This window comes from Thiothrix lacustris DSM 21227 (assembly GCF_000621325.1).
Classification (GTDB): domain Bacteria; phylum Pseudomonadota; class Gammaproteobacteria; order Thiotrichales; family Thiotrichaceae; genus Thiothrix; species Thiothrix lacustris.
The window spans coordinates 1-22762 of record NZ_JHYQ01000022.1 but is presented as its reverse complement, the minus strand read 5'-3'; the positions used below and the strand labels follow the sequence as shown (position 1 = coordinate 22762).

General features: G+C 54.4%; 24 protein-coding genes. 16 read left to right on the top strand and 8 right to left on the bottom strand.

Annotated elements, in window-relative coordinates; genetic code table 11:
* Nucleotide 1: 1 nt before the first annotated feature.
* Nucleotides 2-637, bottom strand: coding sequence for a TetR/AcrR family transcriptional regulator (locus tag Q394_RS21515; RefSeq protein WP_051543336.1), 636 nt, complete (start codon nt 635-637; stop codon nt 2-4).
* 115 nt (nt 638-752) lie between these two features.
* Between Q394_RS21515 and Q394_RS0111570 the strand changes: the two genes are divergently transcribed.
* From Q394_RS0111570 to Q394_RS0111550, 6 genes are all read left to right on the top strand, one after another.
* Entirely contained in the window at nt 753-1103 is a 351-nt protein-coding gene (locus Q394_RS0111570) for a YajD family HNH nuclease (protein WP_028489426.1), read from the top strand.
* A 9-nt stretch (nt 1104-1112) separates the two neighbouring features.
* Nucleotides 1113-1286 carry a toll/interleukin-1 receptor domain-containing protein gene (locus Q394_RS21955; protein WP_084260443.1) on the top strand — a complete coding sequence of 58 codons (174 nt, stop codon included), beginning with the start codon at nt 1113-1115 and terminating at the stop codon, nt 1284-1286.
* 15 nt (nt 1287-1301) lie between these two features.
* Nucleotides 1302-1769: a hypothetical protein gene (locus Q394_RS0111560; RefSeq protein ID WP_156946846.1), complete on the top strand. Its 468-nt coding sequence runs from the start codon at nt 1302-1304 to the stop codon at nt 1767-1769.
* Nucleotides 1769-2017, top strand: coding sequence for an SUMF1/EgtB/PvdO family nonheme iron enzyme (locus Q394_RS23085; protein WP_425426753.1), 249 nt, complete (start codon nt 1769-1771; stop codon nt 2015-2017). Before Q394_RS0111560 ends, Q394_RS23085 begins: the two co-directional genes overlap by 1 nt.
* 172 nt (nt 2018-2189) lie before the next feature.
* Nucleotides 2190-2555, top strand: coding sequence for a type II toxin-antitoxin system RelE/ParE family toxin (locus Q394_RS0111555; RefSeq protein WP_028489424.1), 366 nt, complete (start codon nt 2190-2192; stop codon nt 2553-2555).
* Nucleotides 2548-2883 (top strand): XRE family transcriptional regulator, encoded by a 336-nt coding sequence (locus tag Q394_RS0111550; RefSeq protein ID WP_028489423.1) that lies wholly within the window; start codon nt 2548-2550, stop codon nt 2881-2883. Before Q394_RS0111555 ends, Q394_RS0111550 begins: the two co-directional genes overlap by 8 nt.
* Before the next feature lie 19 nt (nt 2884-2902).
* On the opposite strand, the gene Q394_RS0111545 is transcribed toward Q394_RS0111550, so the two are convergent.
* From Q394_RS0111545 to Q394_RS0111535, 3 genes are all read right to left on the bottom strand, one after another.
* The gene (locus Q394_RS0111545) at nt 2903-5962 is read right to left on the bottom strand and encodes an efflux RND transporter permease subunit (RefSeq protein WP_028489422.1); all 3060 of its coding nucleotides are present in this window, start codon (nt 5960-5962) and stop codon (nt 2903-2905) included.
* A gap of 105 nt (nt 5963-6067) precedes the next feature.
* A complete protein-coding gene (locus Q394_RS0111540; protein WP_028489421.1) occupies nt 6068-9151 on the bottom strand; it encodes an efflux RND transporter permease subunit in 3084 nt (1027 codons plus the stop codon).
* Entirely contained in the window at nt 9148-10293 is a 1146-nt protein-coding gene (locus tag Q394_RS0111535) for an efflux RND transporter periplasmic adaptor subunit (protein WP_028489420.1), read from the bottom strand. The genes Q394_RS0111540 and Q394_RS0111535 overlap by 4 nt, the downstream gene beginning before the upstream one ends.
* Nucleotides 10294-10513: 220 nt before the next feature.
* Here Q394_RS0111535 and Q394_RS0111530 point away from each other — a divergent pair, with 220 nt between their 5' ends.
* The 3 genes from Q394_RS0111530 to lysS all read left to right on the top strand — a co-directional run bounded on the left by Q394_RS0111530 (nt 10514) and on the right by lysS (nt 14130).
* Nucleotides 10514-11392: a hypothetical protein gene (locus tag Q394_RS0111530; RefSeq protein ID WP_156946845.1), complete on the top strand. Its 879-nt coding sequence runs from the start codon at nt 10514-10516 to the stop codon at nt 11390-11392.
* A gap of 120 nt (nt 11393-11512) precedes the next feature.
* Nucleotides 11513-12608, top strand: a protein-coding gene (gene prfB / locus Q394_RS0111525; RefSeq protein ID WP_156946850.1) for a peptide chain release factor 2 whose coding sequence is annotated in 2 segments (ribosomal slippage) — nt 11513-11584 and nt 11586-12608 — 1095 coding nt in all. Because the reading frame shifts where the segments join, the coding sequence is not laid out codon by codon here.
* 13 nt (nt 12609-12621) lie between these two features.
* A complete protein-coding gene (gene lysS / locus Q394_RS0111520) occupies nt 12622-14130 on the top strand; it encodes a lysine--tRNA ligase (protein WP_028489417.1) in 1509 nt (502 codons plus the stop codon).
* A 42-nt stretch (nt 14131-14172) separates the two neighbouring features.
* On the opposite strand, the gene Q394_RS0111515 is transcribed toward lysS, so the two are convergent.
* A complete protein-coding gene (locus Q394_RS0111515) occupies nt 14173-15294 on the bottom strand; it encodes a Fic family protein (RefSeq protein ID WP_028489416.1) in 1122 nt (373 codons plus the stop codon).
* 207 nt (nt 15295-15501) lie between these two features.
* Here Q394_RS0111515 and Q394_RS0111510 point away from each other — a divergent pair, with 207 nt between their 5' ends.
* From Q394_RS0111510 to Q394_RS22730, 4 genes are all read left to right on the top strand, one after another.
* On the top strand, nt 15502-16566 hold the full coding sequence (locus tag Q394_RS0111510; RefSeq protein ID WP_028489415.1) for an alkene reductase: 1065 nt from the start codon (nt 15502-15504) through the stop codon (nt 16564-16566).
* A gap of 82 nt (nt 16567-16648) precedes the next feature.
* Nucleotides 16649-16933, top strand: coding sequence for a DUF1294 domain-containing protein (locus Q394_RS20060; RefSeq protein ID WP_051543335.1), 285 nt, complete (start codon nt 16649-16651; stop codon nt 16931-16933).
* A gap of 104 nt (nt 16934-17037) precedes the next feature.
* Entirely contained in the window at nt 17038-17427 is a 390-nt protein-coding gene (locus tag Q394_RS20055; protein ID WP_051543332.1) for a YkgJ family cysteine cluster protein, read from the top strand.
* Between the two features lie 80 nt (nt 17428-17507).
* On the top strand, nt 17508-18254 hold the full coding sequence (locus Q394_RS22730) for a hypothetical protein (protein WP_028489414.1): 747 nt from the start codon (nt 17508-17510) through the stop codon (nt 18252-18254).
* Nucleotides 18255-18323: 69 nt separating this feature from the next.
* Here the strand turns inward: Q394_RS22730 and moeA are convergent, their stop codons facing one another.
* Nucleotides 18324-19562: a molybdopterin molybdotransferase MoeA gene (gene moeA / locus Q394_RS0111490; protein WP_028489413.1), complete on the bottom strand. Its 1239-nt coding sequence runs from the start codon at nt 19560-19562 to the stop codon at nt 18324-18326.
* Nucleotides 19563-19689: 127 nt separating this feature from the next.
* Here moeA and Q394_RS0111485 point away from each other — a divergent pair, with 127 nt between their 5' ends.
* From Q394_RS0111485 to dapD, 3 genes are all read left to right on the top strand, one after another.
* On the top strand, nt 19690-20133 hold the full coding sequence (locus tag Q394_RS0111485; protein ID WP_028489412.1) for a hypothetical protein: 444 nt from the start codon (nt 19690-19692) through the stop codon (nt 20131-20133).
* 89 nt (nt 20134-20222) lie between these two features.
* The gene (gene dapC, locus Q394_RS0111480; RefSeq protein ID WP_028489411.1) at nt 20223-21416 is read left to right on the top strand and encodes a succinyldiaminopimelate transaminase; all 1194 of its coding nucleotides are present in this window, start codon (nt 20223-20225) and stop codon (nt 21414-21416) included.
* Between the two features lie 27 nt (nt 21417-21443).
* Complete coding sequence (gene dapD, locus Q394_RS0111475) at nt 21444-22277, top strand: 2,3,4,5-tetrahydropyridine-2,6-dicarboxylate N-succinyltransferase (RefSeq protein ID WP_028489410.1); 834 nt, start codon at nt 21444-21446, stop codon at nt 22275-22277.
* Between the two features lie 128 nt (nt 22278-22405).
* On the opposite strand, the gene Q394_RS0111470 is transcribed toward dapD, so the two are convergent.
* Together Q394_RS0111470 and Q394_RS23080 are read right to left on the bottom strand one after the other, a co-directional pair.
* Nucleotides 22406-22588, bottom strand: a complete 183-nt coding sequence (locus Q394_RS0111470) for a hypothetical protein (protein ID WP_156946700.1) — start codon at nt 22586-22588, stop codon at nt 22406-22408.
* An 8-nt stretch (nt 22589-22596) separates the two neighbouring features.
* Nucleotides 22597-22762, bottom strand: a 166-nt coding sequence (locus Q394_RS23080; protein ID WP_038141337.1) for a transposase, incomplete at its 5' end; no start/stop codon positions are given.

The window sequence follows — 22762 nt, the reverse complement described above, 5'->3', positions numbered from 1 at the left end:
GTCAGTCCTTTGAGGTGAGTGAGCCGCGCCACAGGGCGTGCAGGGCTGCTTCCAGCATGTCGAGGTAGTCATTGTTGCAAGTGGATAGTAATGAACGCTCTTTCATGAGCTCTTTCAATGGGGTAGGGCGCAGTAATTGCCATAAGCCCAGCATCAGGGCGTAGCTTTGCATCATCAAGGGCTGGTTTGCTTGCGGAAAATGGCGTTGCAGCGCGGTGACTACTTGGTTCAGATGGGTGTAGGTGCGTTCTTCAAACGCGTAAGCGATTTCCAGTGGTATTTGCCGCTCCAGTAAGCCGTGACAGAGTGTCGCGAGTGGCAGGAAAGCGGGTGTATCCATCAGAAACTGACGGTTGATATTGAACATGCTGTCCAACGACATCGGTTTGTCTTGTAGGGCGCGTTGTGTCATCCGCTGGAAAAACGTGCCGACATGGCGCTCGTGAATGCCGAGGAACAACTCTTCCTTGCTGCGGAAATACAGGTAAACTGTGCCTTTGGCAAGCCCCGCCGCGCTGGCAATTTCTGCTACATTGGAGGTGCGCTCAGGCTGTGAAAGCCAAAGTTGTTCGGCAGCATCAAGGATCGCTTCGCGGCGCTGTTCCTTGTCTTCGGGGTTGGTGGCACGGATTTGCATATAAATGACTGCTGGTCAGTTGTTTGTAACGAGTGTAAATGACTCGCGGTCAGTTGTCGAGTTTCAGCGCCAAAATCGTATACAATAAACCCATCATCATTGTTAGGGGAAAACCATGAATCCAGATCACGCCAAAATTGTCCTGAATGCCCGCAAAAACGCGGATGAACGCGCCAAAGGCTACCGCGAACAAGCCTTGAAACTGTACCCGTGGATTTGTGGGCGTTGCGCCCGCGAATTCAGCCATGCCAACTTGCGTGAATTGACCGTGCACCACCGCGACCACAACCACGACAATAACCCGAAGGATGGCAGTAATTGGGAATTGCTGTGCCTGTATTGCCACGACAACGAACACCAAAAGCAGATCGAAGCGGAACATGGTGGTTCAGCAGGTACGAAAGGGCCAGCCGCAGCGACCCACAACCCGTTTGCGGATTTGAAGGCGCGGATGGGGAAGAAGTAGAGGGAAAGCATGAGTGTAATCCCGCCGACCGCACAAATCTTCCTCAGTTATAGCCGCACCAATCTGGAAGCGGCAGTGGCTTTGCGTACCGAGCTGGTAAAAGCCGGGTTTAAAGTCTTCCGCGATGAAGATGATATTCGTGCTGGCGACAACTGGATGGAGCGGCTGCAAACCGCACTGTAAGGCTGTTCCGCCTTCGTGCTGCTCTACGGGCGCGAAGGGGTAAGGCGTTGGGTGGGAGCGGAAGTGCAGTATGCCTTGGGTCGCAACCTTTCCCCGCATGATGATGCTTTGCGCCTGCCGATTTTCCCCATTCTGTTGCCGGAAGGTGACTTGCACAACCTGCCACCTTTTTTGAGCCTGTTTCAGGTTCAGCACTGGCAGGCAGGGGAGGCCGTGCCGGAAAAGCTCATCAATGCTATCCGTGACAAAACCGAACTGCTGGATGACAGCAATACTTTCACGGGCTGCCCGTTCCTTGGTCTGAGTGCGTTTCAGCCGGAACATGCCAACTTGTTCTTTGGGCGGCGCGAGGAAACGCTGGATGCACTCAAACTACTCGGCACGTTGTATCGCCAGCGGCTGTGTGAGCGGTATTTGCTGCCGACAGGGCTGGATGTCAGCGCGGTGACAACGGCGATGCTGAACGATGCCAAATTTTTCTGATGGGGAAGAAGGCATTAGCGCGTCGTGTCTCGCGGGGCGGTTCGTGGAACACCAATACGGTGTTCTCGCGCCCTTCCGCCCGCAACAGGAACAACACAGACAACCGTAACAACAATGTCGGTTTGCGTGTTTTGCGTGCATCCAGTCCGCCCTTGGAGTATCAGACTCCATTCGCCAGAGTCCGTCTGCCTACGGTCAGCGGGAGTGTGCGCTGGGGTGTCCATGACCTTCTTTCCAGCGCCCGGTAAGGATGCTGAGGCCAAATAGATAGGCAGGGATGTTGCAGGCGGGGCTGGTAGCTACGGCGAACGTCCCGCCAGCCTTGCTGTACCAGCCGTCGGTTTAAATATTGAAGCACTGAATGGAATGCTGTAATCTTCTGAATATTCCATTCAAGGAATGTTTTGTGTTTGAGGTGCTATGACGTGGGTAGTTGAGTACACCGATGAATTCGGGGAATGGTGGGATAGTCTGACCGCAGAAGAACAGGTTTCGATCAAGGCATCGGTTGATTTGCTGGAAATGTTCGGGGCAGGTTTGCCATTCCCGCACAGTAGCGGCATCAATGGCTCAAAGCATTCTCATATGCGTGAATTAAGGACGCAGCATGGTGGGCGGCCTTTTCGCACCTTGTACGCATTTGATCCCCGGCGTTGTGCCATTTTGTTGATTGGCGGAGACAAAACGGGTGACAAGCGTTGGTATGAAGTGCATGTGCCGATAGCCGACCGCCTGTATGACGAACATCTGGAAGAACTACGCAAGGAGGGCTTGCTCAATGGCTAAGAAATTTTCTGAACTGACAGCCAAAATGTCCCCTGAAGCACAGGCTCAGGCTAAAGCGAAACTGCATGTCATGCTGGCAGAAATGCCACTGGATGAATTACGCCGTGCCCGTGGCTTGTCACAAAAAGCTTTGGCTGACATCCTGCACGTACAGCAACCTGCCATTGCGAAACTGGAACGGCGCACGGATATGTACATTTCAACCCTGCGCAGCCATATTGAAGCGATGGGTGGGCAACTGGACATTGTGGCGCGTTTCCCAGATGGAACGGTTAAAATCAACAACTTTGCAGATATGGATATGAATGATATGGCAGTTGTCGAGTAGTTGCTTTGGCGATACAGCCCTACGCCGTCTTCGCCATCCCAAACAGCCGCCGAATCCCTTTCAGCACATCATCCACAAACGTAAACACCACTGGCACGACCAACAAACTTAGCAAGGTCGACGCAATCAGCCCGCCAATCAGCACAATCGCCATCGGCGCACGGAAGCTGGGGTCAGCGCCCAACCCCAGCGCGGTCGGCATCATCCCCGCGCCCATTGCAATCGTGGTCATCACAATTGGCCTTGCGCGTTTGTGGCAAGCATCCACCAGTGCATCAAAGCGCCCCAGCCCGTGTTCGTGCAGCCCCAGCATGGCGTAATCCACCAGCAGGATCGAGTTCTTGGTCACAATCCCCATCAACATCAATAAGCCAATCACCGATGGCATCGACAGGCTATTGCCCGTGACCAGCAAGGCCAGTAATGCCCCGCCTAGCGACAACGGCAGTGCCGCCAGAATCGTTACAGGTTGCAGGAAGTCATGCAGCAACAACACCAGCACAATGTAAATACAGATGATCCCGATCAGCATTGCCGTACCGAAACTGCCGAACAATTCCCCCATGGTTTCCGCATCGCCGATATTCTGGCGTTTAACCCCAGCGGGCAGGTTTTGCAGCGAGGGTAACTTATCCGCTTCGGCGATCACCTCGCCCAAGCTGCGCCCGTTGAGTTCCACATCCAGTGTCACGTTTTGCTTGCGGTCGAAACGGTCGATTTGCGCTGCGCCGCTGCCCATGCGCACCTCGGCGACATTGGCAAGGTTGACCATGCCTTTGCTGCCAGGAATCTTGATCTGGCGGATTTGATCCAAATCTTCGCGGAAGGATTTATCCAGCCGTACCCGGATCGGAATCTGGCGTTGTGGCAAGTTCAGCTTGGGCAATTGCGCGGAAAAATCCCCGCTGGTGGCCATCTGGATGGTGCTGGACAAGGCTTGCGCGGTAATGCCCGCATTCGCCGCCCGCGCATAGTTGGGGATAATCTGGATTTCCGGGCGTTGCAAGCTGGAACTGGACGACAAATTGCCGATACCCTTCAGGGTGCGCAAGTCGCGGGTGACGGCATTGGACGCTGTTTTCAAGGCTTGCGCATCATCGCTGGCCAGAACAATTTGCATCTTTTCGCCGCCTAGCCCGACTGTTACCCGTGCGCCCGGCAAGGCTTGCAGGCGTTGGCGGATGTCAGCTTCGATAGCACCTTGCTTGCGGCTGCGTTCGTGGCGGTTTTTCAGCACCATGCTCAGGGTGGCTTTGCGCACGTCGGCACTTGCCCCCATCGCAAATGGGCCACCGTCGCCACTGAAATAGCCGACTGTGGTAAATACGCGGGTAATTTCCGGCACGTCTGCCAGCAAATGGCGGGCTTGCTCTGCGACGGCGTAGGTTTCATCGAGGTTGCTGCCCGGTTGCAATTCGAGTTTGGCGGCGGTTTGCACCCCGTCATCGGCCGGGATAAAGCCAGTCGGCAACAGGGGTACAATCGCCAGCGATGCTACAAACAAGCCAAGCGCGGCTACCAGCGTGATCAGGCGATGGCGTAAACACCAGCGTGCCAGCCGCAGGTAGTGGCGCATAATGAAGCCATCTTCAGCGTTGGGCTGGGGGTGCGCTTTCATGATGTAAGCCGCCATCATTGGCGTGAGCAACCGCGCCACCACCAGCGAGAAGAAGATCGCCACCGCAGCGGTAATCCCGAACGGTTCAAAAAATTTCCCCGGTATCCCGCCCATGAAAGCGGTCGGCAGAAACACCGCAATCAGCGTAAACGTGGTGGCAATGACCGCGAGGCCGATTTCGTCGGCGGCTTCCATCGCAGCTTGATAAGGCGTTTTGCCCATGCGCAAGTGGCGTTCGATGTTTTCCACTTCTACAATCGCGTCATCGACCAAAACCCCGACTACCAGCGCCATTGCCAGCAAGGTCAGCAGGTTGAGGGAATAGCCGAAATAGTGCATCACCGCAAAGGTGGGGATGATGGCCAGCGGCAGCGCCGCCGCCGACACCAACGTTGCCCGCCAGTCACGCAGGAAAATGAAAACCACCAGAATCGCGAGGGCAGCACCTTCATACAGCAAGAGCATTGAACCGTCGTAGTTTTCCTGCACCGGGGTCACGGTGTCGAAGGCTTCTTCAAAAGTGACTTGCGGGTAAGCGGTTTTGAGTTGTTCGATGGTGGCACGAGCCGCCGCTGCAACCGCCACTTCGCTTGCGCCCTTAGTGCGGGTGACTTGAAAGCCGATGACAGGTTTGCCATCCAGCAAGGCATAGGTGGAACGTTCGGCGGCAGTGTCGTTGATTTGCGCAATCTGGTTAAGGCGCACCTGTCGTCCATCGGAGAGGGGAATGTCGAGCGTAGCGATTTCATCCGCCGTTTGCACCGCAGCAAGGGTGCGGATCGACTGGATATTGCCGCCCACATCGCCGCGCCCGCCGGAGGCATCCTGTTGCACTTGCAGCAATTGCCGGGAAATATCGCTGGCGGTAACGCCCAAACCGCTCATACGGGTGGGGTCGAGGTTGACCTGTACTTCGCGGTCAACGCCGCCGAGTCGTGATACCCGCCCGACGCCTTTGGTGGCCAGCAATTCCTTGGTGACTTCATTGTCCACAAACCATGACAAGCCTTGCTCGTCCAGCTTGTCGGAAGCAACCGTCACGGTCAGGATAGGGCTGCCAGTGGTGCTGATTTTGGATACCACCGGGTCAGTCATGGCGGCAGGCAAGGTAGCGCGGACGGTATCAACCGCGTTACGCACTTCGTTTTGCGCGACCTCGTTGTCTTTGTCGATGGTGAATTCGACGCTGACCACTGCCATGCCGTCGGTGAGGTTGGCGTAAATGTGCTTGATGCCGCTCAAACTGGCGACGGCATTTTCCACCTTACGCGCCACCTCGGTTTCCAATTGCGTAGGGGATGCACCCTCCAACGCCATGCTGACCGTGATAATGGGCAATTCAATATCCGGGAATTGCTGGATACCCAGTGACTTGAAGCCGCCAATGCCCAAGAAGGTCAGTAGCGCGAACAGCAGAATCGCGGGAACAGGGTTGCGGATCGACCAAGCAGAGACGTTCATGAAGAAACCCCTCCTAACCTCCCCTTATCAGGGGAGGAACAAGAGGTTGACAGGGCGTTCTTGGCTCCCTTCCCTGATAAGGGGAGGGCTGGGGAGGGGTTTCTTCTAAGCATGTTTCAATTTCCCGCTGACTTTTCTGAAGCCGACCAAAATGTCATCAATAAAGGTAAACACGGCTGGAACCACCAACAAACTCAGGAAGGTTGAGGCGATCAAACCGCCAATCACCACAATCGCCATCGGCTGGCGGAAGCTGGGGTCGGCTGCCAAACCCAGCGCGGTTGGCATCATCCCCGCGCCCATCGCAATCGTGGTCATCACAATCGGGCGTGCCCGTTTGTGGCAAGCGTCGATCAGCGCAGGGATGCGCCCGGTTTGGTCACGTTCCCGCGCCATGACCGCGTAATCCACTAACAGGATCGAGTTTTTGGTCACAATCCCCATCAGCATCAGCAAGCCGATAACCGCAGGCATCGAGAAACTCATCCCCGTCAACAATAGCGCGACGAATGCCCCGCCCACTGACAACGGCAGCGCGGTCAAAATAGTGATCGGTTGCAAGAAGTCGTGGAACAACAGCACCAGCACGATATAAATCAGCAATACGCCGATCAGCATGGCGCCACCAAAGCCACCAAACAGTTCCGCCATGCGCTCCGCATCGCCTGACGATTGGCGGATGACGCCCGGTGGCAAGGTTTGCATGGAGGGCAATTTATCCACTTCCGCCATCACTTGCCCGACGGGTAAGCCGTTCAATTCCACGTCGATACTGACGTTACGCATCCGGTCAAAGCGGGCGAGTTGTGCTGGGCCGCTGCCCATTTCGACGGTTGCTACGGCAGAGAGTGGCACGGAACCGTTGCGCCCCGGAATGCGTAATTGGCGGATGGTATCCAGATTTTCGCGCACTGAACGTTCCAGCTCCACCCGGATCGGGATTTGCCGTTGTGGCAAATTCAGCTTGGGCAAACGGGTGGAGAAGTCGCCGCTGGTGGCGATTCGTACCACAGCACCCAAGGCTTCAGTGGTCACACCTAATTCTGCCGCGCGGGTGAAATTGGGAGTGATGTGAATTTCTGGGCGTTGTAGGCTAGCGCCAGAAACTACGTTGCCAATGCCTTGCAGGGTGCGCAAATCGCGTTCCGCCGCTTGAGCAGCGGTGAGCAGCAAGCCGCCATCATCACTGGCAAGTACCACCTGCATTTTGTCGCCAGAACCGCCAGAACCTACGGTGAAGCGTACCCCCGGCAATGGTTTCAGGCGGGTACGGATTTCGCTTTCCACTTCGGTTTGTGAACGTGAACGTTCTTCGCGGGTGGTGAGTTGCAGGGTGAGGCTGGCTTTACGCACATCCGCTGCGCTGCTTTCCTGCATAGGGCCGCTGCTGACGCCACCACCACCGCCACCTGCTACCGCGAAGACTTTTTTTACATCGGTCATTGGTGCGAGTAACTGCCGCGCTTGTTCAGAAAGTGCTAGGGATTCTTCCAACGTGCTGCCCGGTTGTAATTCCAGTGACACCGAGGTTAATGCAGTGTCCGCTGGTGGTACGAAGCCTTTCGGTAGCAATTGAGCCAGCATCAGGGAGCCAATGAACAGAGCAATCGCCAAGCCGACGGTGATAAAGCGATGCTTCAAACACCAACTGACGGTTTTGAGGTAAGAGCGCATGATCCAGCCGTCACTCTCTGGCTCCTTGTTGTTGGACGCTTTGTGCGGCTTGAGCATGTAGGCCGCCATCATGGGCGTGAGTAATCGCGCCACCAAGAGTGAAAATACCACCGACACCGCCGCGGTAATGCCAAAGGATTCAAAGAATTTCCCCGGTATGCCGCCCATGAAGGCTGTGGGTAGGAATACGGCAACCAGCGTAAAGGTGGTGGCAACAACGGCGAGGCCGATTTCATCAGAAGCTTCCATTGCGGCTTGATACGGGGTTTTACCCATACGCAAGTGACGTTCGATGTTTTCCACTTCCACAATGGCATCATCGACCAGTACCCCCACGACCAAGGCAAGCGCCAGCAGGGTGAGGATATTGAGGGAAAAGCCGAAATATTGCATGGCTGCAAAGGTAGGGATTATCGCCAGTGGCAAGGCGGCTGCCGACACAAAGGTTGCCCGCCAGTCACGCAGGAACAGCAGTACCACCAAAATGGCGAGGGCTGCACCTTCGTAGAGCAGGTGCATGGAGCCAGTGTAGTTGGCTTGAATCCGTTCAACCGAGTTGTAGGCTTCCTCAATCTTGACTTGCGGGTGGCTGGTGGCAAATTTTGTCAACTCGGCTCGCACGCCATCGACCACGGCAATTTCACTCGCGCCGCGTGTACGGGTGATCTGGAAACCGACGACTTCTTGCCCATTCAGCAAGGCGTGGGTGGAACGTTCGGCAATAGTGTCTTCAACGCGGGCAATCTGATCCAGACGTACATGCCGCCCGTTGGATAGGGGGATGTCGATGCTGGCGAGTTCATCAGCGGTTTTTACCCGCCCCAGCGTGCGCACGGATTGGGTGCTGCCGCCGACATCGCCACGTCCGCCGGGGGCATCTTGTTGCATTTGCCCCAAGCGAGCGGAAACGTCCGCCGAGGTGACGCCCAAGCCTGCCATCAGTGCCGGGTTGAGCGAGATGCGCACTTCACGGTTGACGCCGCCGACCCGTGAGACTTTGCCAACGCCTTTAACGGCCATGAGTTTGCGGGTAATGTCGTTGTCGACAAACCACGAGAGCGCTTCCTCATCCATATTCGGGGAGGCAACGGTGAACGTCACCAGTGCGCTGCCTGCGGTGGTAACTTTGGAGACGATCGGGTCGTTCATTTGCGAAGGCAAATTGGCGCGGATGGTGTCGACCGCGTTGCGCACTTCGTTGAGGGCGACTTCGGTATCCTTGTCGATATCGAATTCGGTGGCAATGTTCGCCGAACTGTCGGTCAGGGTGGTGCGGATGTGCTTGACACCGGCAATGGTGGCAAGCTGGTTTTCGATTTTGCGGGCGACTTCGCTTTCGAGCTGTTCCGGGTCAGCCCCTTCCAGCGAGGCATTGACCGTGATGGTGGGCAGGTCAATGTCGGGGAAGTTCTGAATACCCAGTGCTTTGAAGCCTTTGACACCGAGGAATGTCAGCAGTGCAAACAGCAGGATGGCGGGAACCGGGTTGCGGATTGACCAAGCGGATACATTCATGGTTTTGGCTTATCCCGGTTACTGGCGTTATTGGGGGCAGTTTCGGGGGCTTTGTCGATGATTTGTACGGTGTCACCGTCATTGAGGAATGCGCCACCGGTGGCGACTACCCGTGCAGCCGGGGTAATGCCTTCGAGGATTTCAACTTTGCCGTCAGCCTGTCGCCCGGTTTTGACGAGGCGTTGGAGCACATGGTTATCCGCGTTGACTTCAAATACGTAACGGTTGCCATCACGCAGGATAACCGCCGATTGTGGCAGCCCCATGGCCTTGCTGGAACCGGTGAGAATTTGGCCTTCCGCAAACATGCCTGCTTTGGCGGGGCTGTCGCTGGGCAGGCTGATGTAAACCATGGCGTTACGGGTGTTGGCGTCGAGTGTGGGGGAAACTACGCGGACGATTCCGCTGACGCTTTCGCCGGTGGGCAGGGTCAGGTTGGCGGATTGCCCGGTCTGAATGCTGGCAACATCACGCCCTGCGACTTCTGCCCGCCATTCGATCTTGTTTTGGCGGACTAGCCGGAAGAGTTCTGTGCCCGTTTGTACGACCGCACCAAGAGTGGCACTGCGGGAAGACACAATGCCATTGTCGGGTGCGGTGATGCGGGTTTGCTCTAGGCGAATTTGCTGGGCTTGCAAGGCAGCTTTTTGGGCGGCAAGGTTGGCTTTTGCGGTTGCTTCGCCTGTCAGGTATTGGTCAATTTGTTGGGCAGGGAGCGCACCAGAAGATTTCAGGGTGCGGGCGCGTCCTGCATTGGTTTTGGCTTCATCAAGGCTGGCTTCGGCTTGAGTGACACGGGCAGTGGCTTGGGCAACGTCGGCTTGCACTGCTTCGGGGGCGAGGATGGCGAGCGTCTGGCCTTGTTTGACCTTATCGCCGATGTCGACCAACAGTTTGGCGATGCGTTGCCCGCCGATTTCGGAGGCGACAATCGCTTCTTGCCATGGGCTGAGTGTACCGCTGGCCGTAATGCCGCTGTTCCAATCGGCTGCGCTGGGGTTGGTGATAGTGACTGCAAGTGCTGCATTGGTGGCGGCGGGTGGTGCATCTTCCGCGTGGGTAATGGCACTAAGGGTTGTTAGGCTAGTTGCCAGTAACAAGGTTTGTACGAAACGGGATGCAAGCGAGGAATGATTTTTCATATTAATGACTGCCGGTCAATTGATTGTGGAGAATCTTAAATGACCGGGAGTCAGTTGTCGAGATTGAATTAGAGGTAGTAGGGTGTGAGGCAGGTTTAAGTGGGAATGGCATTTCGACAGTATTTCTATCCTTGCTCATCAAATTTATTCTATAATTTAATGGATTAAATCAATTAAATGGATGGTAGTGGTTATGATAATTAAAAAGTTTTTCTCATTCATGGTTGTTCCTGTTTTTTTGACAGCTTGCGGGGGGGGGAGTGACTCTGGCAGTGCTAGCAGCGCTAATAGTGCTTACACAGGAAAACGAGAGTTAGCTGCTTTGAGTGTTGCTAATCAGGCTATTTTTGATGAAGCGCTAACGGTATCTTCCGTGGGGATTTTGTCTGGCACGGTTTATTTGGAGAAATCATCGAGCCATGCGATGCTAGGCGGTGTGACGAGGCTACAGCAACGTTATGATAGCCTTGATAAAATATTGGATCGGTATGTCGATAGTAGTCGTTATCAAGCGCGTAATGTCGATCTCAATGAGGCTTGCACCAATGGGGGGTCTATCAGTGTGAGCGGTAGCTTGAGTGATACTACGAATACAGGTACGTTGAATCTTAATTCAAATCAGTGTAATGAAGATGGCGTCATTACCAATGGCGTGGGTTCTCTCATTGTGCATAGCTTTGATACCAATATGCAGCAAATCACTGATTTTACGCTGACGACCAATAGCAGCTTTACTTACGATGGGGTTACTTATACGGAAACGGGTGAGCAACGATTTACCTATAATCCCTACAGTGATTACCTGACGGCTGTGTCTAACCTGACTCGTAAGTCTGCATCCCAGCAGTTTTTGGATAATAACCTCATGTTGGTTGTCAACGACCTTGGTATGTCGCTGTCTGGACAGTTGTGCGAAGGGAGCAATGGTTGCGTCAATCTTTCAACACCACAACCCTTGAATAGTAGCGGTACAGCCGGAGAAGTCATTCTAACGGGGGCGAGTAACAGCAAAATTCGTTACTACTTCGTGGGTACTGCCTCCTGGGTTGGTGTGGATATGAATGGTGATGGCGTTTATGAAACCACCTCGCCGTATTAATTTGTACCTATTGTATTAGTGTAAGGAGCGGGGATTCCTAGCGTGAACGACTGTTTTCTGCTGGGAATCGCCTGCCATGATTGCTATTATCGTCAGCTTTTCTTGCAGATTGGCAGAATCATGGAACTCAACCCCACCTATACCAAAATCAAAGATCTCCAAGGGCGCGTGGACGCTCTGAGGGGGTATCTTTGACTACGAAACCAAGCACGAACGCCTAGAAGAAGTTACCCGCGAACTGGAAGACCCCAAAGTCTGGGATAATCCACAACGTGCCCAAGATTTGGGTAAGGAACGCGCCATTCTCGATGGCATTGTCGGCGGTATTGATAAGATCAGTTCCGGCCTCAGTGATGCGAAAGAATTGCTCGAACTTGCCGAAATGGAAGACGATGAAGACAGTGCTAATGCCGTCATCGCCGACGTAGACGGCATCGACAAGCACGTTGCCCAGCTCGAATTTGAACGCATGTTCTCCGGGCCGATGGATCGCAACAACGCTTTCCTCGACATTCAGGCCGGTTCCGGCGGCACGGAAGCACAAGACTGGGCGGAAATCCTGTTGCGCATGTACCTGCGCTGGGGTGAAGCCAAAGGTTTCAAGGTTGAACTGCTCGAAGCCAGCCCCGGCGACGTGGCGGGTATCAAAGGTGCGAGTATCAGCTTTGAAGGCCCTTACGCCTACGGTTGGTTGCGTACCGAAACTGGCGTACACCGTTTGGTGCGCAAGTCGCCCTTCGATTCTGGCAACCGCCGCCACACCTCGTTCAGTGGTGTTTTCGTCTCGCCTGAAGTCGATGACAATATTGAAATCGACATCAACCCGGCGGATTTACGCATCGACGTTTACCGTGCCTCCGGCGCGGGTGGTCAGCACATCAATAAAACCGAATCAGCGGTACGGATTACCCACACGCCGACCAATACGGTGGTGCAATGCCAAAGCGGACGTTCCCAGCATCAAAATAAAGACAACGCCATGAAACAATTGCGTGCCAAACTTTATGAGCTGGAAATGCAAAAGCGCAATGTCGAAAAGCAGGCGCTGGAAGACAGCAAGTCCGACATTGGTTGGGGCAGTCAAATCCGGTCGTATGTTCTCGACCAGTCACGCATCAAGGATTTGCGGACTGGCGTAGAAACAGCCAATACACAAGCGGTATTGGATGGCGATCTGGACAAATTTATTGAAGCAAGCCTGAAAAGCGGCCTGTGATAGCGAGAATTTTATGAGCGAACACGAAACCCCTCACGACCATCACGATGAAAACAAACTGATCACGCAACGCCGCGAAAAGCTGGCGAAATTGCGCGAACAGGGTACGGCATTCCCCAATGACGTGGTGCGTGAACACAAAGCCGCCGACCTGCACGCGCAGTACGGTGCACATGACAAGCCGTGGTTTGAAGAAAACCCGATTGAAGTGACCATCGCCGGGCGCATGATGCTCAAGCGTTTGATGGGCAAGGCCAGCTTTGCCACGATTTCGGATGTATCCGGGCGTATCCAACTTTATTCGCAGAAAAACGTGCTCGGCGATACCGTCTTTGAAGACTACAGCCACTGGGATTTGGGCGATATTATCTGGGCATCCGGCGTGCTGTTCAAAACCCAGACGGGCGAATTGTCGGTAAAGGTTAAAGAAATCCGTTTGTTGACCAAATCGCTGCGCCCGCTGCCGGAAAAATTCCACGGTTTGACCGACCATGAGCAGCGTTACCGCCAGCGTTACATTGACCTGATCATGAACCACGATACCCGTGATGCGTTCATGATGCGTTCCAAGATTGTGGCTTATATCCGCAACTTCTTCCTCCAGCGCGATTATCTGGAAGTGGAAACGCCGATGTTGCAGACCATCCCCGGTGGTGCGGTGGCGCGGCCTTTCATTACGCACCACAATGCGCTGGATCTACCGATGTATATGCGGATTGCGCCGGAATTGTTCCTCAAGCGGCTGGTGGTCGGCGGTTTCGAGCGCGTGTTTGAAATCAACCGCAACTTCCGTAACGAAGGGCTTTCCACCCGCCATAACCCTGAATTCACCATGATCGAATTCTATCAGGCGTATGCGACTTACCACGATTTGATGGATTTGACCGAAAGCCTGATGCGCGGCATTGCCACTGATGTCGTTGGCAGCCATGAAATCGTGTATCAGGGCGAAACCTTCGACTTCAGCCAGCCCTTTACCCGCATCAGCGTGCGCGATTCCATTTTGCACTTCAACCCGGATGTCAGCGGCGAGCAAATCGACACGCTGGAAGGTGCGAAAGCCGTAGCGACCAAGCTGGGCATTCCGCTCAAGGACAGCTACGGCCTCGGCAAAGTGCAGATCGAAATCTTCGAGAAAACTGTTGAGCATCGTCTGTTGCAACCGACGTTTATCACCGAATACCCGGCAGAAGTGTCACCACTGGCACGCCGTAATGACAATAATCCCTTCATTACCGACCGTTTCGAGTTCTTTGTGGGCGGGCGTGAAATTGGCAATGGCTTCTCCGAGTTGAATGACGCGGAAGACCAAGCCGAACGTTTCATGCAGCAGGTGGCAGATAAGGATGCGGGCGACGATGAAGCCATGCATTACGACGCTGATTACATCCGTGCGCTGGAATACGGGATGCCGCCGACAGCGGGCGAGGGGATTGGGATTGACCGGCTGGTGATGTTGTTTACCGATGCGCCGTCGATCAGGGATGTTATTTTATTCCCGCATATGCGCCCTGAGCATTGAGTTAACGCCCCTCAGCACCTGATAGTTGCTGGGGGGAATTGCTTACAACTGCGGTAATTCCCCCGCCGTCACCAGCCGATAACTGGTACTACGCCCCTTCGCCGGATTCTGTACCAACACCCCCCACGCTACCAACGCACCAATATCCCGCAAGGCCGTATCCGTCGAGCATTTTGCCATCTTGGCGTATTTCGAGGTATTCATGTGCCCCTCAAAATCATCCATCATCCGGTTCATAATCAAGCGTTGCCGCTCATTCACCGTATAAAGGTGCAGGTGTTCCCACACCTTGGCCTTGTGCAACACCGTACCCAACGCCTCGCCAGCACTGGCAATTGCCCGCCCCAGACAAGCCAGAAACCAGCTCAGCCACGGGGTAATGTCCAGCGAACCGCGTTGCTGGCGTTCGAGTTGTTCATAGTAGTGTTTGCGTTCCGCCTCAATTTGCGCCGACATGCTGTAAAAGCGCTGCGGGGTAGCATCCGCCCGCGCCAACGCCATATCCGCCAGCGCACGGGCAATCCGCCCATTACCATCTTCAAAGGGGTGCAAGGTGATAAACCAGAAATGCGCCACACCCGCCTTCAATACCGGGTCAAGACCACCGTCATGCTCAAACCAGTCGAGAAACGCTGCCATTTCAGCGGGCAACCGATTAGCATCCGGTGCTTCAAAGTGCACCCGCCTGCGCCCATAAGCCCCGGAGATAACCTGCATCGCCCCGGCAGAAGGCGGTCGCCACATCCCAACCATAATCGGCGTCATGCCACTAAAGCCGCTCGGAAACAGCGCGGAATGCCAAGCGCACAGGCGTTCTTCCGTCAGTGGTTGCTGGTAAACCTGTGTTGCATCCAGCAGCACTTCGACAATGCCATTGATATGGCGGCTGGTGGGGAGATGACCGCCCTGATCAACACCCAGATGATGGGCAATCGAAGAACGTACTTCCTCACGATCCAGTTGTTCACCTTCAATCGCGGAGGATTTCACCGCATCACTGGTTAGGGTATTCAAGTTGGCTTCCATCTGGAGTGAAAATCCAAGGTGTGACATCCGCCCCAGTAAGTGACCTTGTTGGTGACGCAGGTGTGCCAGTGGGGTACTCAGGGCTTTTTCATCCCAGTGAAATTGTGGCCATTCAGGCCGTTCGTGTATCCATTTCATATTAATCACCGCAGCGTTTACGGTGTTTATAGACGCTAATCACCGCAAGCACAAGCCTAATCTCCGCAAATAATGCGGTGATTAGCGCCTCTATTCACCGCAACAAGTATCAACTGAAGGCGCAGACAGCTTTAAATATCCGTCAGCGGTAAGGGCATTGAAAGCGTGCTACTCTCGCGGCTATTCAATACACAGGAACACCTTGATATGACTTCATTGTTTGACGCTGCCCAACTGGGCGAGCTCACTTTACGCAATCGCTGCATCATGGCACCACTCACCCGTTGCCGCGCCAGTGTTGGGCGTGTGCCGAATGCGTTGATGGCGAAGTATTACCAGCAACGTGCCAGCGCGGGGTTGATCCTGACCGAAGCCACGTCTGTTACCCCGATGGGCGTTGGCTACCCCGATACACCGGGGATTTGGTCGGCAGAACAAGTGGAAGGCTGGAAGCTGACTACAGAGGCCGTGCATCAAGCGGGCGGGCTGATTTTCTTGCAGCTTTGGCACGTTGGGCGCATTTCCGATTCGAGTTATTTGAATGGCGAATTGCCAGTTGCGCCGAGCGCGATTGCTGCTGAGGGGCACGTTAGTCTGGTGCGGCCAGAGAAACATTACGACGTACCGCGTGCGCTGGAAACCGACGAAATTCCGGGCATTGTCGCGGCGTATCGTTTGGGCGCTGAAAACGCCAAACTGGCGGGCTTTGATGGCGTGGAAATTCACGGTGCGAATGGCTATTTGCTCGACCAATTCCTGCAAGACAGCACCAATAAACGCACCGATGCCTACGGCGGTTCGCTGGAAAATAGGGCGCGTTTGTTACTGGAAGTGACCGATGCGGTGATTGACGTGTGGGGTGCAGGTCGGGTCGGAATGCACCTTGCGCCGCGTGGTGATGCGCACACAATGGGCGATTCCAACCCGCTGGCGACGTTTGGCTATGTGGCGGAAGAGCTGGGTAAACGCAATATCGCCTTCATCTTCACTCGCGAAGCGCTGAAAGAAGACAGCATCAGCTCAGTTTTGAAACAGCGTTTCGGTGGCTTCTTTATCGCCAACGAAGGCTTTGATGTCGACAGTGCGCAGACTGTATTAGCGACTGGCAACGCCGATGCGGTGTCCTTCGGTAAAGCGTTTATTGCCAACCCTGATTTGCCACGGCGTTTGCAGGAAAACCTGCCGCTGAATCCGCCCGATTTCGGCACGTTTTATGGTGTAGGTTTGGCTGATCCGGCGGTGGGGTATACGGATTATCCGTTCGCGGATTAACGTCTAGAAAACGCTGGTGTTGAGGGTGTGTTGTTGTCGTATCAGTTACAATAGCCATAATCATCTTATTATGAAATGGGCTATGTCTGTTACCGTCATCCTCACAATCTACCTAATCGCCAGCGTTATTACGTTTCTGGTATATGCGCAGGACAAATCCGCCGCGCGGCACAACCGTTGGCGCACTAAGGAAAGCACCCTGCACAGTTTGGCTTTAACGGGCGGTTGGCCGGGGGCGTTACTCGCGCAAAAAGTCTTGCGTCACAAGTCCAGCAAAGTGGCGTTCCAGCGCGTGTTCTGGGTAACAGTGGTCGTGAATGTGGGCGTCGTCGGGTGGTTGCTGAATATGGGGGTGATCAAAATGTGATAGTTTGCCATAGATTAGTCCAGTTGCATGGGTAAGTCAGCTTTAACATCATTGGTTCACCTCGTTTGCTACTATGGCACGGATGTATCTTGAAAGGAGCTTGTATGGCGTTGCTAGAACCTAATCCCTGTATGACTTGTGGCGCGTGTTGCGCTAGTTTTCGTGTCTCGTTTTACTGGGGGGAAACCGATGCAGCACCCGGTGGCCTAGTGCCTGCACACCTGACAGAAGCGATTGCCCCGCATCACGTCGCTATGTTAGGTACAAACCAAGCCAAACCCCATTGCATCGCGCTGCAAGGTGAGGTTGGTCAGTGCGTTAGTTGCAACATTTACTCGCTGCGCTCATCCACTTGCCATGAATTCACCGCATCATGGGAAGATGGTAAACATAATCCCACCTGTGATCGCGCTCGTGCCAATTACGGCTTGCTTCCGTTGGATGAAAGGGTTCCATCCATAGGTGCTGCTGATAAATTTGTTGCCAGTGCATAAGGCAGGGCATACCATCAGTATTGTCTGAATACACCGCAGTCGCGGATTCCAACCGTTAGAGAGAGAAGAGGTAATAATTTATGAAATACACTCACACCGCACTTTTCATTGTAGGACTTGCCATGTCCAGTTTGGCTTCTGCCGAGTTTATGGATGGTATGGAAAATGGTAGTGGTACCGGTCAGGGCTATGGTTCTGGTCAAGCGAATACCAGTGGTCAGGGGCAGGGCTACGGTTCTGGTGCGAGCGATGCATCCGGTTTCGGCCGTGGCAAAGGTGATGCTGATGGCTCTGTCGATTTCACTGTTACCATGAAGGGTAAAGGCAAAACCGATATGGCGAGTGACGCTGCTGGTAGCGGGCGCGGTGATGGCGCAAGCAACCTGCAAGGCAGTGGCTATGGTTACGGCAATGGCTACAACAACATGTCTGGTTACAGCAACACGTCTAGCAATGGCTACGGTGGTGGAAACCCTTGGGGTAACATGCCGAACATGAACATGATGCAGCCACAAATGATGCAACAAACACCCGGCCAAATGCCTCAGGGCATGATGCCGATGCAGGGTATGCCACAAGGTCAAGGCATGGCGCAACAGCCACAAATGATCATGATGCCTGTGCAACAAGCACCGAGTTTTGAGCAGATTTATCAGCAGATGCTGATGCAACGTGCCCAAGCGGATGCATTCTTTAAGAAAGTTGACGAAATGCGGGCAGCCGCCGCTGCCAGTAAAACAGCAGCACCTGCTGCCGCTGCGACAGCACCAGCACCAGCCGCTGCCCCAGCTGTTGATACACCAGCTGCAACACCAGCTGCAAAGTAATCACTACTTTGAGCCGACGTGTTCAAAGGAGGCTGCTAAGGCAGCCTCTTTTTTTGCCTATCCATTCGGTTAGAGCAATCCTTCAAACGGTATAATGCTGACCGTTGTCCCCGCTTCTACATTGCCCCATTCAAGTGGCAAAGCGATGAAACAATTCGCCTGACTCATGGAGCGTAGGATGTGCGAGCCTTGTCCGCCCGTGCTGCTGACGCGCCATTGCCCACTAGCATCGCGCTGGCAAATACCCCGCTGATAGTCTTTGCGTCCGGCTGCTTTTTGCAGAGGGGTGTCGCAAATGGCGTGATATTCAGGCACAAGTGGCACGTTTTCACCGCGCATCCGCAGGATTGCTGGGCGTAAAAACAGCAGGAAGGTTGCCATCACCGATACCGGATTGCCGGGTAGCCCGAAGAAAAACCCTTGTCCGAGTGTGCCAAAGGCCAGCGGTTTGCCCGGTTTCATGGCGATTTTCCAGAAATTGACTTGCCCCAATCGTTGCAAGGTGGCGGTGACATAATCGGCTTCGCCAACGGATACGCCGCCGCTGGTGATGAGGATGTCGGCAAGTTGCATGGCTTGTTGGAAGGCGTGTTCGACCGCTTCGGGGGTATCTTTGACCACGCCGAGGTCGATGATTTCCACGTCAAGCTTTTGCAGCAGGCCGTAGAGGGTGTAGCGGTTACTGTCGTAAATGTCGCCGGGTTGCAGGGTTTCACCGATGCTTTTGAGTTCGTCGCCAGTTGAGCAGAAAGCTACACGCGGACGGCGCAATACGCTGACTTCGCCAATGCCGAGGGAGGCCAGCAGGCCGAGGTCAGCCGCATTCAGCTTATCCCCGGCTTGTAATACGCTGTCGCCCGTGCGCATGTCTTCGCCGGGGTGACGCACGTTTTCACCTGCTTGGAGTGTGGCGGTGAGTCTGATGGTGTCGCCATCGCGTTGTACGTTTTCCTGCATCACCACGCTATCTGTGCCATCAGGCACTACCGCACCGGTCATGATGCGCACGCATTCGCCGGGTTGGACAGCGCCCGCAAATGGTCGCCCGGCAAAGGCAGTGCCAATGACGTTCAATGGGGTGGTTGTGGTGAGGTCAGTGTGGCGCAGGGCGTAGCCATCCATCGCCGAATTACGGTGCGGGGGAACGTCCAGCGGGGCGCTGACCGTTTCAGCCAGAATGCGCCCTTGTGCTTGCCACAAGGTGACTTGTTCGCTGGCCTGTAACACCGGGATGCTGGCGAGGATGTGTGCCTGTGCCTGTTCGACGTTCAGGGTTCCTTGGGGGAGGGTGTCGCAACTGATGGTCATACAAAATCTCTCATCTCAAGCGCAAAGTACTACAGTATAACGTGACCAATTGTCGACTTGTCATCTTGTTGTATTAGCATTTTGCTATATTTCGGGATACGACAATAAAAATATAGAGTGTGTATATATGAACGAACCTAAACGCTGTGCGATGGATACCCGCGATCTTGTCACTTTGTTGGCTGATCTTGCGGAACAGATTGAGATCCTGATCGGTAAAAAAGGCACGATTAGCGTCTTCCGCTATGCAGGCAAGCAGATGGGTAAACGTCTGGGCGCAGGGCAGGTGGGTGATGCTGATCTGGCACGTAGTATCGTGGCGAATTTTTTCCAGGAAAAAGAGTTTATGGATGGCGTGAATTTGTCAGGCAATACTGCCGAATTACACGGCTGTCGGATTGGATTGGTGCTGAAAGACCGTGGTGTTCAAGCAGGTAGTCATGCTTTGTGTAATTTTGGCTTTGGTTTGATTGATGGTGTCACCGAGGCGGTGACCGGCAAAAAAATCATTACCCTGCACGTTGCCTCGGAATACCATGCGGCAGGCGTAACTTGCCACGAGACTTGGTAACACAGCTTTCCTAGTGGTTTGATGGGGTTTGTGACGCTTTTCGGTTTTCCGGTATACTGGGCGTTTTCCGCACGTAACTTGGGATAGCGATGAACCCTGATCTTGCCCGTTTGCAAGCCTACCCGTTTGAAAGAATCCGCGCCTTGCTTCAAGGCGTCAGTCCGGCTGACCTGCCAGCGGTTTCGTTGGCAATGGGTGAGCCGAAACACCCGACCCCGGACTTTATCCAGCAGGCGATTGCTGCCAACTGGAGTGGTTTGGCGAATTACCCGTTGACCAAGGGCATTCCTGCCTTGCGTGAAACCATTGCGGCGTGGTTGACGCGGCGTTTTCAGCTTCCGGCTGATTCGGTGGATGCAGAACAACACGTGATTCCGGTGAACGGCACACGCGAAGCGTTGTTTGCGTTTGCCCAAGCCGTGGTAGACCGCAGTGCTGATGCAGCGGTGGTAATGCCGAACCCTTTCTATCAGATTTATGAAGGCGCGGCATTGTTGGCGGGGGCGGAGCCAGTGTTTCTGCCTTGCACGGCCGACAATGGTTTCATTCCTGATTTTGCTGCTGTACCGGCGGCAACCTGGCAGCGTTGCCAATTACTGTATCTGTGCAACCCCGGCAATCCGACGGGTGCAGTCATGTCGCTGGAAACCCTGCAACAGGTGCTGAAGCTGGCGGAACAGCATGATTTTATCGTGGCTTCCGACGAGTGTTATTCCGAACTGTATGCTGATGAAGACCAGCCGCCACCGGGCTTATTGCAAGCCGCTGCCCAAATGGGGAATACGGCGTGGAAGCGTTGTGTGGTATTTCATAGCTTGTCGAAACGCTCGAATGTGCCGGGGATGCGCTCCGGCTTCGTGGCGGGCGATGCCGAGGTGTTGAAGCAATTCTTGTTGTTTCGTACCTACCACGGCTGCGCGATGCCTCCACCGTTTCAGGCAGCTAGCGTGGCAGCGTGGGCAGATGAGGCGCATGTGCAGGAAAACCGTCGTTTGTACCGGCAGAAATTTGCAGCGGTGATGGATATACTGAAACCTGTGATGAAGGTGGAATTGCCCCCCGCGAGTTTTTACCTGTGGCCTGAAACCCCGGTGGATGACACCCTGTTTACCCGCGAATTGTTTGCTCGTGCGCATGTGAATGTGGTTCCCGGCAGTTATTTGTCGCGGGAAGTGAATGGGCTGAATCCGGGCGCAAACCGGGTGCGTTTGGCACTGGTTGCCCCACTGGATGAATGTATTGAAGCGGCGGGACGTATCCGGCGCGTAGTCGAAACCCTTTAAGTATTTCCCCCAAATATGGAGACAAAAATGTCAGACGTAAGCCAACTGCAAAGCATTATCGAGGAATCCTTCGAGCGCCGCGCCGACATCAACCCGCGCAATGCTGACGCGCAAACCCGTGATGCCGTGAATGAGGCGTTGGAACTGCTGAATGCAGGTAAATTACGCATTGCTACCCAGCACGGCGTGGGTAAGTGGGAAGTGAACCAATGGCTGAAAAAAGCCGTGCTGCTGTCGTTCCGTCTGAATGACAACGAAGTGATGGATGGCGGTTGCACCAACTATTACGATAAAGTGCCTTCCAAGTTTGCAGGCATGAGTGCGGATGAATTTGCCGCAGGCGGTGTGCGTGTGGTGCCGAATGCGATTGCGCGGCGTGGTGCTTACATTGCACCGGGCTGCGTGCTGATGCCTTCTTACGTCAATATCGGTGCGTATGTGGATAGCGGCACGATGGTGGATACCTGGGCAACCGTAGGCTCTTGCGCCCAAATTGGCAAGAACGTGCATTTGTCCGGCGGCGTGGGCATCGGTGGCGTATTGGAACCCGTGCAAGCAGGCCCGACCATTATCGAAGATAACTGCTTTATCGGCGCCCGTTCCGAAGTCGTCGAAGGCGTGATTGTGGAAGAGGGTGCAGTGATTTCGATGGGCGTTTACATCGGTCAGAGCACTCGCATTTATGATCGCGAAACTGGCGAAATCATGTACGGGCGTGTTCCGGCGGGTTCAGTGGTGGTTTCCGGCAATCTGCCTTCCAGCGACGGCAAATACAGCTTGTATTGTGCGGTTATTGTCAAGAAAGTCGACGCAAAAACCCGTAGCAAAGTGGGCATTAACGAGTTGTTGCGCGATATCTAAGTGATGGAGGTGCGAGGAGTAGTGAGTATTCCTCGCACTGCAAACGGGTGATTTAGTCGTCGCTAGTTAAACCATCCCAGATCCATCCACCTACAGTGGTGACGCCATCGACGGCCATCGTAACGCCATCAACGAGGGTGTAGAAAAACCCGAATCTGATCATCCCATCCAGATCGGGCAGTCATTTTTTTGAACATCCCAAACGACCGGGCGTTTTTTTCAGCGTTGCCGACTTCCTGCTTCCCCATAACGCCCTGAATGCCACCTGATACGCTCAATACGGTGCATTTTTGCGTGTTTGGCAGCATCATTTCCCCCTTCATGCGACATACCCGTAATGTGCCAGCTTTTCGAGGTTGTGCATCAGGCAAAACAGTTTCCATTGCCCGTCCACTTTGGCTTTGCTGCGCAAGGTGAAGCGGTGCAGGCGTTTGTTGCCGCGCAAGTTCCCAAACACGGGTTCGACGGTGGCGAAGCGTTGGGTG